Genomic DNA, 14,995 nt, shown 5'->3' with positions numbered 1-14,995 from the left:
CGCACGCTGGACAGCGGGCGGAATCTCCCTGGTGATGGCCATAACCCTGCTGGACGTGGCGAGCCTGCCGGCCGCCGCTTCGGCCCCCGACGCACCCAAGCCCCAGAAGGCGGCGGCGACGCAGGCCGCCGACATCCCGTCGGCCCGCGTGGCCGCGCGGCTGTCCGGCACCCGGGTGGAGGCGCTCTCCGAACGCACGGAGACCTCCACCACCTGGGTGAACAAGGACGGCAGCCTCACCACCGAACTCGCCGCCGGACCCGTCCGGTTCCAGCGGGACGGCAAGTGGGTCGACGTCGATGTCGACCTGCGGCGGTCCGGCTCCGGCGTGGAGGCCGTGGCCCACCCGGAGAGCCTGCGGCTGGCGGGCCGGACCGGCACGCCGGCGCGCTCGTGGAAGGCCGCGCGCACCGCCAAGGCGACCGACCTGGTGACGCTCGGCGAGGGCGAGCGGCAGATCACCCTCCAGTGGAAGGGCGGCCTGCCCCAGCCGAAGCTGAACGGGACGCGCGCCGAGTACGTCGATGCCGTGCCCGGCGCCGACGTGGTCGTCGAAGCCACCCGCACCGGCTTCGAGCAGTTCGTCGAGGTCAAGAAGCGGCCCGCCGCGACCGGCTACTCCTACACCCTGCCCCTCAAGGCCAAGGGCCTGAAGGTCCGGCAGCTCGACGACGGCAGCGTCCTGTTCACCGACAAGAAGAACAAGAAGCGGGCCGTGATGCCCGCGCCGGTGATGTGGGACGCCACCGTCGACAAGCGCTCGGGAGAGCACACCCGCAAGGCGCGGGTCGGCCTGAAGGTCGTGCGGAAGGGCTCGTCCGTCGACCTGGTGGTCACCCCGGACGCCAAGTTCCTCGCCGACCCGAAGACCACGTACCCCGTCACCGTGGACCCGTCGACCTCGGCGCTGTCCAACGTCTTCGACACCTACGTCCAGCAGGGCGAGACCGTCGACTGGTCGGCCGACACCGAACTCGACCTCGGCAATCCCGGCACCAAGAACGCCGACGGCACCCCGCGCACCGCGCAGTCCTTCATCTCCTGGAACACCACGCCCGTCCAGGACGCGCTGGTGCTGGACGCCGAGCTGTCGCTGTGGAACTTCCACTCCGGCAACCCGGACTGCAAGGCCTACCCGTGGGAGGTGTGGACCTCCGGCGCCGCCTCCACGTCGAGCCGGTGGACCAACCGCCCGACGATGACGGCGAAGAAGGCGACCTCCACCGAGACCCGCGGCAACGCCGCCTGCACCGCCGCCCCCGACGGCTGGATCAACGCCGACGTGACGTCCATGGTGCAGGAGTGGGCCTCGGCCAAGGCCACCCGCGGCCACATGGGCCTGCGGGCGACCAGCGAGTCCGTCGTCGAGCAGTGGAAGCGCGTCAACTCGGCCAACGCCGCCACCAACCCGCCGAAGCTGGTCGTCACCTACAACTACCGGCCGCGCACCGGCACCAAGCAGGAGGCCGGACCGCCGTACTTCTCCTACAGCGGCGTCTACTCCGTCAACACGGTCACGCCCACGCTGCAGGACCGGTTCGTCGACGCCGACGGCGACAAGGTCAACGGCACCTTCCAGATCTTCGACAACGCCACCAACACGCAGGTCGGCGAACCGATCGTGTCGAAGTTCGTCCCGTCCGGCCAGCTCGCCTCGGTGACCGTGCCCGCCGGGCTGCTGAGCAACGGAAAGACGTACAAGTTCCGCACCTCGGCCTACGACGGCACGCACTACAACACCGGCTGGTCGGCCTGGAAGACCTTCACCGTCGACACCAGCGCCCCGCCCGCCCCGGCCAAGATCACCTCCACCGACTACCCGACGGGCAAGTGGAGCAAGGGCGCGGGCCAGGCCGGAACCTTCACCGTCACCCCGCCCGCCTCCGACCACAACTGGCTGGAGTGGTCGCTGGACGGCGTGACCTGGACCAAGGTCGCCACCGGCGGCGCGAGCGGTGACAAGAGCATCTCCATCACCCCCGCCGACAACGGCGCACAGGCCCTCCTCGTGCGGGCCGTCGACCGCGCCGACAACCGCTCCACCGTCGTCGAGTACACCTTCAACGTCGGAGCCGGCGGCTTCGTCCGGCCCGCCTCCGGCGACCGGACCGCACGCCGGCTCACCCTGGAGGCCGAGACCGACGGCGCCAAGTACGACAAGGTCTCCTTCTCCTGGCGGCGCTCCGCCGCCGACGACTGGCAGCGCATCCCCGCCGGGGACGTGACCCAGGACGGCACCGCGCTCACCCAGTGGCCGGTGGACCTGACCGGCGGCCGCAACGCCCCGCTCGCCTGGAACGCCACCTCCACCGTCAACCCCGACGGATCCGTCGAGATCAAGGCCGACTTCACCGGCCCCGCCGGAGCCTCCGGCAGTGCCGAACCGGTCACCGTCGTGGTCGACCGCAACGCCGACGGCGCCGCGAGCGAGGACGTCGGACCCGGCTCGGTGAACCTGCTGACCGGTGACTACGCCCTGTCCGCGGAGGACGTCTCGGCGTTCGACCTCGTCGTCAGCCGCACCGCCCACTCACGCCGCCCCGAGGCCGGCGCCCAGCAGGACGACCAGGCCGCGATCTTCGGCAAGCAGTGGGTCTCCGGCTTCGAGGCCCAGCTCAACGAGTCGGAGTACACCCACCTGGAGAAGATCTCCGACACGGCCGTGCGCGTCGTCCTCGCCGACGACAGCCCCATCCACTTCACGGCCAACGCGGCGAAGAACGGGTGGATCCCCGAGCCGGGCGCCGAGGAGATGGTGCTCAAGGGCAGCGTCAGCGGCACCTTCACCCTCTCCGACAGCTCCGGCACGGTCACCGAGTTCGCCAAGGCCGACCCGGCGGCGACCGCCTGGCAGGTCAAGAGCACCCTGTTCGACGGCCTGTCCAACTCGACCACCACGGTCATGTCCCAGACGGTCACCGTGGACGGCAAGGAACTGGCCCGCCCGACCCGGATCATCGCCCCGACCTCCGCCGCCGCCGCGTCCGCGTGCGCCGCGGACCCGTCGACGAAGGGCTGCCGCCTGCTGGAGTACGTCTACGCCTCCGCCACGACGGCGACCGCCACCACCTTCGGCGACATCGGCGGCCAGGTCCGCGAGATCCGGCTCTGGTCCACCGAACCCGGCGCCACGGCCGCCACGGCCAAGGCCGTGCAGACCTACCGCTACGACGACTCCGGCCGGCTCCGCCGCGCCTGGAACCCGCAGATCAGCCCCGCGCTCGTCACCGAGTACGCCTACGACGCGGCGGGCCGGGTCACCTCCCTGACGCCGCCCGGCGAGCTGCCGTGGACGTTCACCTACGGCAAGGCGGGCAACGACCCGGCGGCCGGTGAGGGCATGCTCCTCAAGGCCGGCCGCGCCGCGCTGAAGGAGGGCACGGCCGCCACCGTCGAGGGCGAGTCCACCACCAGCGTCGTCTACGACGTGCCGCTGTCCGGCACCTCGGCCCCGTACGCGATGGACCGCGACACCGTCCGCACCTGGGGCCAGCAGGACATCCCCACGGACGCCGCCGCCGTCTTCCCGGCCGACGCCGTACCGGCCTCCCACTCGGGTTCGGCGCTCGACCAGTCGGCATACCGGCTGGCCACCGTGCAGTACCTGAACGTCTCCGGCGAACGCGTCAACCTCGCAGAGCCGGGCGGCCGGATCGACAACACCGACCACGACCGCTACGGCAACGTGGTGCGGGAACTGTCGGCCGGCAACCGGGAGACCGCCCTCGGCACGACGGCCGCCGCCAAGGAGGCCCTGGCCGACCTCGGCCTGGCCGACCGGCCCGGCGCCGAGCGTGCCGAGCTGCTGTCCACACGGTCCGTGTTCGACGAGACCGGCACGCGCGAGCTGGAGAAGTTCGGCCCGCTCGGCCGGATCGACCTGGCGAAGGACCTGAAGTCGGGCGACACCACCCTCGTCTCGGCGGGCTCCTCCGTCCTCGCCCGCAGCTGGACCAGCAAGCGCTACGACGAGGGCCGTCCCTCGGACGCCGTCGGCACCGTCAACCAGGTCACCAGCACCCGCGAGGGTGCCCAGGTCCGCGAGCACCCCGCCACCATGGCGGACGCCCAGCTGACCACCGTCGCCTACGACTGGGCGAAGGGCCTGCCCACCAAGGTGGTGCAGGACCCCGCCGGGGCCGCCATCACCACCGTCACCGAGTACGACGCCCAGGGCCGCGTCACGAAGCAGGGAGCGCCCGGCACCTCGGGCACCGACGCGGGAACGCAGGTCAGCACCTACTGGTCGGCCACCGGAACCGGCACCTGCGCCGGCCGCCCCGAGTGGGCGGACCTGCTGTGCACCAGCGGGCCGGCCGGCGACATCACCGGCGGCGGGACCAACCCGGCCCAGCTGCCCACGATGACCGCCGAGTACGACTGGTGGGGCAACACCGCCAGGACCACCGAGAAGTCCGGCACCGCGACCCGCACCATCACCCGCGGCTACGACGCGGCGGGCCGCCCCACCACCGTGCAGACGACCGGCCTCGGAGCGGCGGTGCCGTCGACCACGACCAGCTACGACCCCGAGTCGGGCCGCGCCGTCAGGACGACGTCCCCGACCGGCGGCACCCTGACCCGCGCCTACGACAAGCTGGGCCGGGAGATCTCCTACACCGACGCGGACGGAGGAACCACCACCACCGCCTACGACCGGCGCAACCGCCCGGTCAAGGTCGGCAACAGCGTCCCCAGCACGGTCACCTACACCTACGACTCGACCGCCGAGCCGCGAGGCCTGGCCACCAAGGTGACCGACTCGGTCGCCGGCACCTTCACCGCCACGTACGACACGGACGGAGCGGTCGCCACCGAGAAACTGCCGGGCGGCTACACGCTCAAGCAGTCCAAGGACGCCGCGGGCGCCGTCGTCGAGCGCGTCTACACCCGTGACAGCGACGGGGCGACCGTCTACAACGACGCCGTCACCTCCACCATCCACGGCCAGGCCGCCACGCGGTCCGGCTGGTCGCACCAGGAGTTCGGCTACGACGACGCCGGACGCCTCACCCGGGTCGAGGACACCAGCGACAACGTCTGCACCCTGCGGACGTACACCCTGGACAGCCGCTCCAACCGGACCGGCACCACCGAGGCCTCGGCGGCTCCCGGACTGAACTGCCCGACCACCGCGGGCGCGGCGAAGAGCCAGGCCTACGACACCGCGGACCGCATCGTCGGCTCCGGCCACGCCTACGACGCCTTCGGCCGCACCACCACGCTGCCGGGCTCGACCCTGTCGTACTACGCCAACGACCTGGTGCAGCGGCAGACCGCCGGCAACCGGCGCCAGACCTGGCAGCTCGACGCCGGACTGCGGTTCCGCTCGTGGACCGTGGAGACCGACACCAACGGCACCTGGAGCCATACGGCGGCCAAGACCAACCACTACGGCAACGACGGCGACAGCCCGAGCTGGATCGTGGAGGACGCCGCCCAGGGCACGGTGACCCGTAACGTCGCCTCCGCCACCGGCGTGTTCAGCGCGACCACCGGCAAGACCGGCGGCACCGTCCTCCAGCTGACCAGCATCCACGGCGACGTCGCCCTCCAGCTGCCGCTCGACCCGGCGATCGCGCCGACGGTCGTCGACAGTGACGAGAACGGCGCCGCCCGCACCGGCAAGGCCGCCCAGCGCTACGGCTGGTTCGGCTCCAACCAGCGCTCCGGCGAGACCCTCACCGGAATGGTCCTGATGGGCGCGCGGCTGTACGACCCGGAGACCGCCCGGTTCCTCCAGCTGGACCCGGTCTTCGGCGGCAACTGCAACGCGTACGACTTCGTCTGCGCCGACCCGGTCAACGGCACCGACCTTGACGGCCGGTGCGGAGCCTGGGGCAATCCCTTCAAGGCCTGCGACAAGTGGCGCATCCTGATGTGGTCGCGCTCGCCCGGCAGCCACTGGAAGACCATCCGTGAGGGCAGCACGTCCAACGTCACGGTGAACGGCAAGAAGTACGGCAAGTTCGGTCTGCGGCACATCAAGGACAAGCACGTCGGCAAGGGCAAGCGCTCCGCCTGGCGGTCCAGCTCCACCATGATGAGCGACCTCAAGAAGGCACTGACCTCCGGCAAGTGGCGCAACGCCTGGGGTGGTGTCTACGACGGCAAGTGGGACATCACGTACTCCTACTGGACCGGCTGCGGATGCCGTAAGAAGAAGAAGTACACGGTGTACGTGTACTACCGCACCACCAAGGCACCCGACGGCAAGCCGCTGGGTGTGACCACCGCCTACATCAACCGGACCGGGTGACCCAGTTGTCTCAGCAGATGAACGCGCCGGACGCGCCGGACGCACCCGAGGACCTGATCCGCGCGGCGGCCCGGAGCATCGCTTCGCGGCTGGCGGGGGAGAAGGGTCCCCTCGGGGCACTGCGCTCGGTCGTCCACATGGTCGACAACGACGAGGCCGAACTGGCCGTCGACGACCTGGCGCGAGTGATCGCCTCGTACCGCATCCGCATCCGGCGGACGGAGTACGACCAGATCACCGCGGCGGCGGCGCGGCTCGACGCGCTGGACTCGCTCACCGAAGCGGGAGTCGATCGCTTCATCGACGACTGAGACACAAGCCGCCCGGCGATCCGGGCACACATCGAATGACGCCGGCCTCCGAGACCACGATCCTGGTCTCGGAGGCCGGTGTCGTCCGCGCGAGCCGGGAGTCCTGTGACACGTACCGCACACCACCTGAGAAGGACCGGGCGTTCCGTGGTGCTCCACGACCTCCGGTACAGCGCGCGCGTCCTCGCCGACGCGGCACGGGAGGCCAGAAGGCCCCGCCCTCGCCGGATCCGCCGCGAGGTGAACGTCCGCACGTTCGCCCGCCGGCAGCGCGACCCCTCCGTCGCCGAGTGGTCCGCGCTGGAGGAGCGCCGGGCGCGACAGCGGCTCCGCAGCCGGCTGGGCACCCTGCTGAAGCTGGTCGCCTCCACCGCCGACGGGCTGGCACTCGATGCCGTGGACAGGGTGGACGTGCCGCCGGCACGCCATCGGCGTAGCTCGCTCTGGCTCGCGTAGCCGTCGGCCGGGGCGCGTGTCAGGCTGTGGCTGACGCGACGGGAGGCAGGTCATGGACCAGATCGGCGAGAAGCCCGAGGAAGTGCGCAAGCAGATGGAGAAGGAGCAGGCGCAGGCGCGGGCCGGGAAGAAGGGGCCGAAACGGGGCACGGAACGCGAGGGTGCGCAGACGGAGCACGGCGAGTCCGCGCAGGACGAGGCCGAGCCGCCCACGCCGGAGCGATAGCAGGAGCGGACGCCCCCGGCGCGAAGCCCGGGGGTGGAGGGTCAGGCGTGACTTCCGCGCCTCTGGGGACACGAGTCGACATGCCGACAGTGAGAGAACAGCAGCCGGCGGCCGCCTCGGACGGCCCGGCCCTGAAGAAGGCCCTGACCACACCCCTGCTCTACTTCTTCATCCTGGGAGACGTCCTGGGCGCCGGGGTGTACGTGCTGGTCGGCCAGGTCGCCGCCGAGGCCGGCGGAGCGGTGTGGGCGCCGCTGGCCGTCGCCCTGCTGCTGGCCCTGCTGACCGCGGCCTCCTACGCCGAGCTGGCCACGAAGTACCAGCGGGCCGGCGGAGCCGCCCACTACGCCACACTGGCGTTCGGCCCGTTCGCCGGTTTCCTCGCGGGCTTCTGCATGCTCGCCGCCGGCATCGTCTCCGTCGCCGCCCTGGCGCGCGGCTTCGGCGGGGACTACCTGTCGGCCTTCGTGTCCCTGCCCGTGGGCCTGGTCGCCGTGGTGTTCCTCGCCCTGCTGGCCCTGCTCAACGCGCGCGGCATCAAGGAGTCGATGCGCGCGAACGTCGTCGCCACCGTCATCGAGGTCGGCGGGCTGCTGATCATCGTCGCCCTGGGCGCGTGGCTGCTGCTGCGCGGCGACGGCGACCCCGGGCGGCTGACCCGGTTCGGCACCGCGGACACGGGCGCGGCCGCCGCCGTCCTCAGCGGCTCCGTCCTCGCGTACTACTCCTTCGTCGGGTTCGAGACGTCCGTGAACGTCGCCGAGGAGACCCGCGACCCGCGCCGCTCCTACCCGCGCGCCCTGTTCGGCGCCCTGGCCACCGCCGGAGCCGTCTACGTGCTGGTGGGCGTCGCCGCCTCGGTGGCCGTGCCGACGGACCGGCTCGTCGCGTCCAGCGGCCCGCTGCTGGAGGTCGTCGAGGAAGCGGGCGGCGTGCCGGTGCTCCTCTTCAGCGCCATCGCGCTCGTCGCCGTGGCCAACGGGGCCCTGCTGACCGGCATCATGGCCTCCCGGCTCGCCTTCGGCATGGCCCGCGACGGACTGCTGCCCTCGTCCCTGGCCAAGGTGCTGCCGGGCCGCCGCACACCGTGGGCCGCCATCGCCGCCACCACCGTGCCGGCCATGTTCCTCGCGCTGACCGGCAGCGTCGACGTCCTGGCGTCCACGCTGGTCCTGCTGCTGCTCGTGGTCTTCCTCATCGTCAACATCGCCGTGCTGGTGCTGCGCCGCGACACCGGTACGGAACCGCACTTCCGCACGCCGACCGTGCTGCCCCTGCTGGGCGCCGCCTCCTGCGTCCTGCTCGCCACCCAGATCGAGGGCCGGGTATGGCTGCGGGGCTCGGCCGTCCTCGCCGTCGGCGCGCTGCTCGGCACGGTGGCGGCGCTACGGCGTGACAGGACCGGCCGGCGGTCTTGCCGCGGACGATCACAGGCGCTTCAATGCACCCACCCCCCACAGGAGGAACACCCGAACCACACCCAGCGAAGGGGTTCTTCTTGACCGCCAAACGCGCCACCGCCGTCACCGCGGCCGCCTGCGCCACCGCGCTCGCCATGGCCTCGCCCTCGTCCGCGATCAACTCCTACAACGCCACGCCCGCCCCGGAACGCACCGAGGTCGGCGCTCTCGTGGCCACCTGGGACGACGACGGCGATCCGGCCACCGCGGACCGCGTCGACTGGGTCTGCTCCGGCACGATGATCGACGCCGACACGTTCCTGACGGCCGCCCACTGCACCACCGACTGGCCGGACAACGTACGCTTCCACGTCTCGCTCGACCAGGACGTCCAGGCCGGACTGGACGCCGCCGCGAAGCAGCACCCCGGCGACCCCGCCGCCCAGGCGGCCGCCGTCGCGGTCCCGGGCACAGCCCACAGCCACCCCGACTATCCGGGCCCGGCCGCCGACACGCACGACATCGCGGTCGTCGAACTCCCCGCCACCGCGATGAAGTCCCGCTGGTCCTTCACCCCGGCCTCCCTGCCGACCGCCGACCAGCTCGGCCGCCTCGGACCGCGGAAGCTCAACTCCACCGACTGGCTCGTCGCCGGTTACGGCACCCAGGAGGCCGTACGCGGACCCGGCGGCCACACGCACCCCGGTGGCGGCGTCCGGATGAAGGCACCGGTGACCTTCGACGCCCTCAACGCCTCCTGGGCACGCCTCGCCATGACCGCGCCCCAGGGCAACGGCGGCGCCTGCTACGGCGATTCGGGCGGACCGAACTTCGCCGTCATCGACGGCAAGCGCGTCCTCGCGGCGACGACCATCACCGGCGACAGCCCCTGCTACGCCACCAACGTCACCTACCGCCTGGACACCCCGGGCGCCCGCACGTTCCTGGCCCCGTTCGTGCGACTGCCGTAGCCACCCGCCGGACGGTGCCGACGACCAAGCAGGCCGTCGGCACCGTCAGCCGAGGCAGCTCCCAGCCGAGGCAGCTCTCAGCCGAGGCAGCTCAGCCGAGGTAGCTCGCCCGCCCCTCGTCGTCGAGTTCGAAGGGGCCCTCGGGGATGACGCAGAACTCGTTGCCCTCGGGATCCGCCATCACCAGGAAGCCGCCGTCGGCGTACTCCTCCAGCCTGCGCCCGCCGAGCGCCTCGATCCGGCGCCGCTCGGCGGCGGGGTCGGGTGAGGTGACGTCGAAGTGCATGCGGTTCTTGCCCGACTTGGGCACCGCGGTCCGCTGGAAGCCCAGGCCGAGGCCGTCGTCCCGCCGCAGCCACACGTAGGGGCCCATGCGGCCCACGACCGGTCTGCCGAGCAGCTCGGACCAGAACGCGGCAAGCCGTTCCGGGTCGTCGGCGTCGACGATGAGGGCGTTGATGCGCACAGATGATGAGTCTGCCATGGCGTGATCATCCCAGGACCGCGCCGAGTTGGTGCGCGGTCGGCGTACGGGCAGTCGGCGACTGGGGAGTTGGCGACGGGGGAGTTGGCCGCTTGACGGCCCCCGCCCGCACCGCCCCGGCACCCCGGTGCTACGCTCCACGCGCCCCCGGCGGGGGAAGTCCGGTGAGAGTCCGGCGCTGACCCGCAACGGTGTGTGCGCGAGCCCTGTGGCCCGTCGTACAAGCCCGATCGCCCGCTGGTGGTTGCCGTACCCATCGACCGCTCGCCGTGGAATGCGAGAAGGGACCGCCGCAGTGCGTCGCACACCCCTCCCACCGCTCCTGCTGGGGCTCCTTCTGCTGCTGTTCGCCTCGGTGTTGTGCGGGGTGGGACTCGGGGCCTCCGACGTGGGATGGGAGCGCACGCTGCGGCTGCTGTGGGCCGGGCTGAGCGGCGGCGACCTGCCCGCCGGTGACCGCGCCGCCTACACCATCGCCTGGGAGATACGGCTGCCCCGAGTCGTCCTGGCCGTCGTCGTCGGCGCCGGGCTGGCGACCGTGGGTGTCGCCGTGCAGGCGATGGTGCGCAACGCGCTCGCCGACCCGTTCGTCCTCGGCATCTCCTCCGGCGCGGCCGTCGGCGCCAACGCGGTGATCCTGCTGGGCGCCTTCGCGGGACTCGGAGTGTGGGCGCTGTCGGTGTCGGCGTTCCTGTCCGCGCTCGCCGCGACGGCCTTGGTGTACGCCGTCGCCCGCTCCGCCGCCCACGGCCTGACCCCGCTGCGGCTGATCCTCACCGGCACCGCCATGGCGTACGGCTTCCAGGCCGTGACCACCGTGATGGTGTTCGGCGCCGCCCGTGGCGAGGCCGCGCGGTCGGCCATGATGTGGCTGCTGGGCAGCCTGGGCGGCGCCACCTGGGCGCGCGTACCGATCGCCGCTGCGGCGGTGGCCGCCGGCTGGGCGTGGCTGCGGACGCGGGCGGAGCCGCTGAACGCGCTCGCCATGGGCGACGAGACCTCGGCCGCGCTGGGCGTGCGGCCGGGCCGGCTGCGCCGGGAACTGTTCGTCGTCACCGCCGCCGTGACCGGCACGGTGGTCGCCGTGAGCGGGGCCATCGGCTTCGTCGGCCTGATGGTGCCGCATGTCGTGCGGATGCTGGTGGGCGCCGACCACCGCCGGGTACTGGCCGTCGCCCCGCTCGCCGGTGCCGTGCTGCTGGTGTGGGCGGACTTGCTGTCCCGGCTGCTGCTCGCGCCCGCCGAGCTGCCGGTCGGGGTGATCACCGCGGTGGTCGGCGTGCCGGCCTTTCTCCTGCTGATGCGGCGCGGCGGCTACGCGTTCGGAGGACGCTGATGAGGCTCGACATCGAGGACGTGACCGTCGACACCGCCGGTGGCGTCAGGCTGGTGGAGGACATCCGGCTCGCGGTGGACTCCGCGGCCTTCGTGGGGCTCGTCGGTCCCAACGGGAGCGGCAAGTCGACGCTGTTGCGGTGCGTCTACCGGGCGCTGCGGCCGGCCGGGGGAGTGGTGCGGGTCGGCGGGGACGACGTGCGCGACCTGGAGCCCAGGGCCCTGGCACGGCGGCTGGCCGCGCTGCCGCAGGAGTCGCCGGCCGAGTTCGACTTCACGGTGTCCGAGGTGGTCGGCATGGGCCGGACACCGCACCGGGGGCGTACGGCGGCGGCGGACCGCGAGATCTGCGCGGCGGCGATGGACCGGACCGGCGTCGCGCACCTCGCCGACCGGGGTTTCCTGGCGCTGTCGGGCGGCGAGAGGCAGCGGGTGCTGATCGCTCGGGCGCTGGCCCAGCAGCCCGCGGTCCTCGTGCTGGACGAGCCGACGAACCACCTGGACATCGCGCACCAGCTGGAGGTGCTGTCGCTGGTGCGGGGCAGCGGTCCGACCGTGCTGGCCGCGCTGCACGACCTGAACCTGGCCGCGGCGCACTGCGATGTGCTGTACGTGATCACCGCGGGGCGCGTCGTCGCCTCGGGACCGCCGCACGACGTCTTGCGCCCCGACCTGCTCGCCGAGGTGTTCGGCGTACGCGCCCATCCCGTACGGCACCCGGAGACCGGTGCCGTACGGCTGCTGTTCGACCTGCTGCCCCCCACTCGCTGACTTCCCGAGGAACCGCCGATGCACAGGCCCTTCACCACCGTCACCGCCACCGCCGCCTGCCTCGCCGTTCTCGCCACCGGGTGCGGCGCGCGGATCGAGCAGCCGACCGCACAGGCGGGCCGGCCGGTCACACTCACCAACTGCGGCACGGAGGTGACGTACGACAAGGTTCCGGAGCGGGTCGTCACCAACGACGTCGGGATCACCGAGCTGATGTTCGCGCTCGGCCTGGAGGACCGGATGGCCGGGTTCGCCATGCCCGACGACAAGGGAGATCTCGACGAGGTGGCGTGGAAGGACGGCTACGACAAGGTGCCGTGGCTGTCGAAGGACCAGCTGACCAAGGAGAACGTGCTGGACGCCCGCGCGGACCTGGTCTTCGCCGGATGGAACTACGGCTTCCGCGAGGACGCGGGCTTCACCCCGCAGACGCTGGAGAAGCTGGGCGTGCCGTCGTACGTCCTCACCGAGTCCTGCCGCAACGGCCGCACGAAGACCTCGCGCGGCATCATGCCGCCCCTGGACGCCCTCTACGCGGACCTCACCAACCTCGGCAAGCTCTTCGGCGTCGAGGAACGGGCCGCCCGGCTGATCGCAGGCTTCCGGCGACAGGTCGCCCAGGTCCGCGCGAAGGCACCCGAGCGCACCCCCGAGGTCTTCCTCTACGACAGCGGCGAGGACCAGCCCTTCACCTCCGGCCGCTACGCCGCGCCCGACCAGATCATCAGCGCGGCGGGCGGCAGGAACGTCATGCACGACGTGGCCGACTCCTGGACCACCGTCGGCTGGGAGACGGTCGTGGAGCGCGATCCGGACGCCATCGTGATCTGCGACTACGGCGACGTCAGCGCTGAACGGAAGAAGGACTTCCTGCTCTCCTACGCGCCACTGCGGGACGTCACCGCCGTTAAGCACCGCAACATCTTCGTCCTCGACTACGCCGACCTGGTGGAGAGCCCGCGCAATCCGTCGGCGATCGCGCGGCTGGGGGAGTACCTGCGGACGGTCGCGGAGGACGACCCGAACCGGCAGCGGTCCCGCACAAAGTAAAGGCCCGTTACTTAGTGACGCCGCCGAACGTTATCCGGTCACCGGCGCGCGCGGCGCCGCTGGCGACAGGAGGAACGGTGTTGTCGGAAGCGTTGTGGGGACTGGCCGCGGCCGGCGGAACGGCCATGGTGGGGGCCGCGGCGACGGACGTCTGGCGGTCGGCACGACTGCGGATCGCCGGACTGCTGGACCGAGGGGAGCCGACCGGGGGACGGGCGGATTCGGCACGGATGGATTCCGCACGGACGGATTCTGCACGGACGGATTCTGCACGGGTGGATCCGGCGCAGGCGGATCCGGCGGTGGTGGAGGCGGAACCGGTCGAGTCGCGGCCCGGGCGCATCCGCGTGGTGCAGCACAACATCGCCCTCGACGGCGGAGCGCAGCACATCACCCTGAGCGGTGACATCAACGTCGGCCGGGACGGCCGGGTCTCGCGGTGAGCGCCGAGGCGCGGCACCACGGCACCGCGACCGCGCTGCCGGGGCAGGCCAACGCGGCGCAGCACGGCGGCACGCAGTACATCACCGGCAGCGGTGACGTGAGGACCGTCAACGTGTTCGTCGTGCTGCCCGAACACCCGAAGGAGGACGACGACCCGATGCCCGCTCCCACCCGCCGTGAACGGCTGCGCCGTCAGATGTCGAGGGACGTCCGCGCGGCGGCGCGGGAGGTCATCACCCGGCAAGGTGTGGAGGCGTTGACGCTCGCCGAGATCGCCCGCCGGGTCGGCGTGACCCCGGCGGCGCTCTACCGGCACTTCGACGATCTCGGGGACATCGTGCGGCAGACGACCCGGGACATCGTCACCGAACTCACGGACGGGTTGCGGGAGGCGATCGAGGCGGAGAGCGAGACGGACCACGCGGCCCGCCTGATCGCCCCGGCCCGGGTGTTCCGGCACTGGGCCCTGGCGCACCGCCAGGAGTTCCGTCTGCTCTTCGGGACACCCACGGTGGCCGCCGGTGTGGCCCACACCGATGTGACCGCCGAGTGGGTCCGGGAGCTCGCCACCATCTGGGGCGCCGAGCACATGCGGCTCTGGGCGGCCCGCCCCTACCCGGTCCTGGCCGACGAGGACCTGCATCCACGGCTGCGCCGGCAGATCACCGACTATCGCGCCGCCACCGGTGTGGAGATGCCGCTCGGCGCCCTGGTCGTCATGCTGTCGTGCTGGCGCACCCTGTTCGGGCAGGTGGCCATGGAGGTGTTCGAGCACCTGAACCCGCTGATCGCCGATCAGGACCACCTGTTCGAGCTGCTGATGTCCGAGTCGGTGACCCGCATGGGTCTGGGAGCGGACTACCGGCCCCCGAAGGGCCGGCGCCGTCCGGCCCGCACGTGATCACGGCCCGCCTCGGCGGTCACCGCCTCCGCCCGCGCGTGTCCGACGTGGTTGCGGGTAACCGGAGTTGACTCTCCAGGCATCTCGCGAAGGGATTCGAAGTGGACGAGCGGAAGGCGCCCGCCGACAGTGGTCTCGGCGAGCTCGAGCCCGGCACCCGGCAGCGTGGGCAGCTGCGTACCCGTGTCGCCGACATCTCCTGGACGGCGCTGTGCGTCGTGCTCGCGCTGTGGGCCGTGTGGAGCGCCGTCGGCGTCGCCCGCGGCGCGACCGCGTGGGTCTACTGCGCAGTGGCCTGGGTGCTGCTCGCCGCGGCGCTGGCCCTGCGGGTGGCGGCGGTGCGGCGCAGGACGTCGTTGTAGTCGGCCCGCTGGGTTGGTTGGCCCG

Annotated in this window: 13 protein-coding genes; 12 read left to right on the top strand and 1 reads right to left on the bottom strand. The window is 72.1% G+C overall.

Annotation, left to right across the window (positions count from 1 at the left end; genetic code table 11):
* Window positions 1-34: 34 nt before the first annotated feature.
* The 6 genes from ABT232_RS16630 (at window position 35) to ABT232_RS16605 (ending at window position 9,623) form a co-directional block, all read left to right on the top strand.
* Window positions 35-6,259: a DNRLRE domain-containing protein gene (locus ABT232_RS16630; RefSeq protein ID WP_351840625.1), complete on the top strand. Its 6,225-nt coding sequence runs from the start codon at window positions 35-37 to the stop codon at window positions 6,257-6,259.
* A complete protein-coding gene (locus ABT232_RS16625) occupies window positions 6,256-6,570 on the top strand; it encodes a hypothetical protein (RefSeq protein WP_351840624.1) in 315 nt (104 codons plus the stop codon). Before ABT232_RS16630 ends, ABT232_RS16625 begins: the two co-directional genes overlap by 4 nt.
* A 147-nt stretch (window positions 6,571-6,717) precedes the next feature.
* A complete protein-coding gene (locus ABT232_RS16620) occupies window positions 6,718-7,026 on the top strand; it encodes a hypothetical protein (RefSeq protein ID WP_351840623.1) in 309 nt (102 codons plus the stop codon).
* Between the two features lie 52 nt (window positions 7,027-7,078).
* The gene (locus ABT232_RS16615; protein WP_351840622.1) at window positions 7,079-7,252 is read left to right on the top strand and encodes a hypothetical protein; all 174 of its coding nucleotides are present in this window, start codon (window positions 7,079-7,081) and stop codon (window positions 7,250-7,252) included.
* Between the two features lie 80 nt (window positions 7,253-7,332).
* Window positions 7,333-8,754, top strand: a complete 1,422-nt coding sequence (locus tag ABT232_RS16610; protein WP_351840621.1) for an APC family permease — start codon at window positions 7,333-7,335, stop codon at window positions 8,752-8,754.
* On the top strand, window positions 8,751-9,623 hold the full coding sequence (locus tag ABT232_RS16605) for a trypsin-like serine protease (RefSeq protein WP_351840620.1): 873 nt from the start codon (window positions 8,751-8,753) through the stop codon (window positions 9,621-9,623). The genes ABT232_RS16610 and ABT232_RS16605 overlap by 4 nt, the downstream gene beginning before the upstream one ends.
* A 91-nt stretch (window positions 9,624-9,714) precedes the next feature.
* On the opposite strand, the gene ABT232_RS16600 is transcribed toward ABT232_RS16605, so the two are convergent.
* Window positions 9,715-10,107, bottom strand: coding sequence for a VOC family protein (locus tag ABT232_RS16600; RefSeq protein ID WP_351840619.1), 393 nt, complete (start codon window positions 10,105-10,107; stop codon window positions 9,715-9,717).
* Between the two features lie 274 nt (window positions 10,108-10,381).
* Here ABT232_RS16600 and ABT232_RS16595 point away from each other — a divergent pair, with 274 nt between their 5' ends.
* The 6 genes from ABT232_RS16595 (at window position 10,382) to ABT232_RS16570 (ending at window position 14,970) form a co-directional block, all read left to right on the top strand.
* Window positions 10,382-11,443: a FecCD family ABC transporter permease gene (locus tag ABT232_RS16595; RefSeq protein WP_351840618.1), complete on the top strand. Its 1,062-nt coding sequence runs from the start codon at window positions 10,382-10,384 to the stop codon at window positions 11,441-11,443.
* The gene (locus ABT232_RS16590; protein ID WP_351840617.1) at window positions 11,443-12,213 is read left to right on the top strand and encodes an ABC transporter ATP-binding protein; all 771 of its coding nucleotides are present in this window, start codon (window positions 11,443-11,445) and stop codon (window positions 12,211-12,213) included. The genes ABT232_RS16595 and ABT232_RS16590 overlap by 1 nt, the downstream gene beginning before the upstream one ends.
* 18 nt (window positions 12,214-12,231) lie before the next feature.
* On the top strand, window positions 12,232-13,263 hold the full coding sequence (locus tag ABT232_RS16585) for an ABC transporter substrate-binding protein (RefSeq protein ID WP_351840616.1): 1,032 nt from the start codon (window positions 12,232-12,234) through the stop codon (window positions 13,261-13,263).
* Window positions 13,264-13,538: 275 nt separating this feature from the next.
* Window positions 13,539-13,706, top strand: coding sequence for a hypothetical protein (locus ABT232_RS16580; protein ID WP_351840615.1), 168 nt, complete (start codon window positions 13,539-13,541; stop codon window positions 13,704-13,706).
* Window positions 13,703-14,608 carry a TetR/AcrR family transcriptional regulator gene (locus tag ABT232_RS16575; protein WP_351840614.1) on the top strand — a complete coding sequence of 302 codons (906 nt, stop codon included), beginning with the start codon at window positions 13,703-13,705 and terminating at the stop codon, window positions 14,606-14,608. Before ABT232_RS16580 ends, ABT232_RS16575 begins: the two co-directional genes overlap by 4 nt.
* 101 nt (window positions 14,609-14,709) lie before the next feature.
* On the top strand, window positions 14,710-14,970 hold the full coding sequence (locus tag ABT232_RS16570; RefSeq protein WP_351840613.1) for a hypothetical protein: 261 nt from the start codon (window positions 14,710-14,712) through the stop codon (window positions 14,968-14,970).
* The last annotated feature ends 25 nt before the right edge of the window (window positions 14,971-14,995 follow it).

The organism is Streptomyces sp. NPDC001532 (assembly GCF_040298625.1).
Lineage (GTDB): Bacteria > Actinomycetota > Actinomycetes > Streptomycetales > Streptomycetaceae > Streptomyces.
This window is presented reverse-complemented; position numbering and strand designations above follow the sequence as displayed.

Coding starts and splice junctions, on each gene's coding strand:
- ABT232_RS16630 (WP_351840625.1), top strand. CDS start 35: ATGGCCATAACCCTGCTGGACGTGGCGAGCCTGCCGGCCGCCGCTTCG.
- ABT232_RS16615 (WP_351840622.1), top strand. CDS start 7,079: ATGGACCAGATCGGCGAGAAGCCCGAGGAAGTGCGCAAGCAGATGGAG.
- ABT232_RS16610 (WP_351840621.1), top strand. CDS start 7,333: ATGCCGACAGTGAGAGAACAGCAGCCGGCGGCCGCCTCGGACGGCCCG.
- ABT232_RS16600 (WP_351840619.1), bottom strand. CDS start 10,107: ATGGCAGACTCATCATCTGTGCGCATCAACGCCCTCATCGTCGACGCC.
- ABT232_RS16595 (WP_351840618.1), top strand. CDS start 10,382: ATGCGAGAAGGGACCGCCGCAGTGCGTCGCACACCCCTCCCACCGCTC.
- ABT232_RS16590 (WP_351840617.1), top strand. CDS start 11,443: ATGAGGCTCGACATCGAGGACGTGACCGTCGACACCGCCGGTGGCGTC.
- ABT232_RS16585 (WP_351840616.1), top strand. CDS start 12,232: ATGCACAGGCCCTTCACCACCGTCACCGCCACCGCCGCCTGCCTCGCC.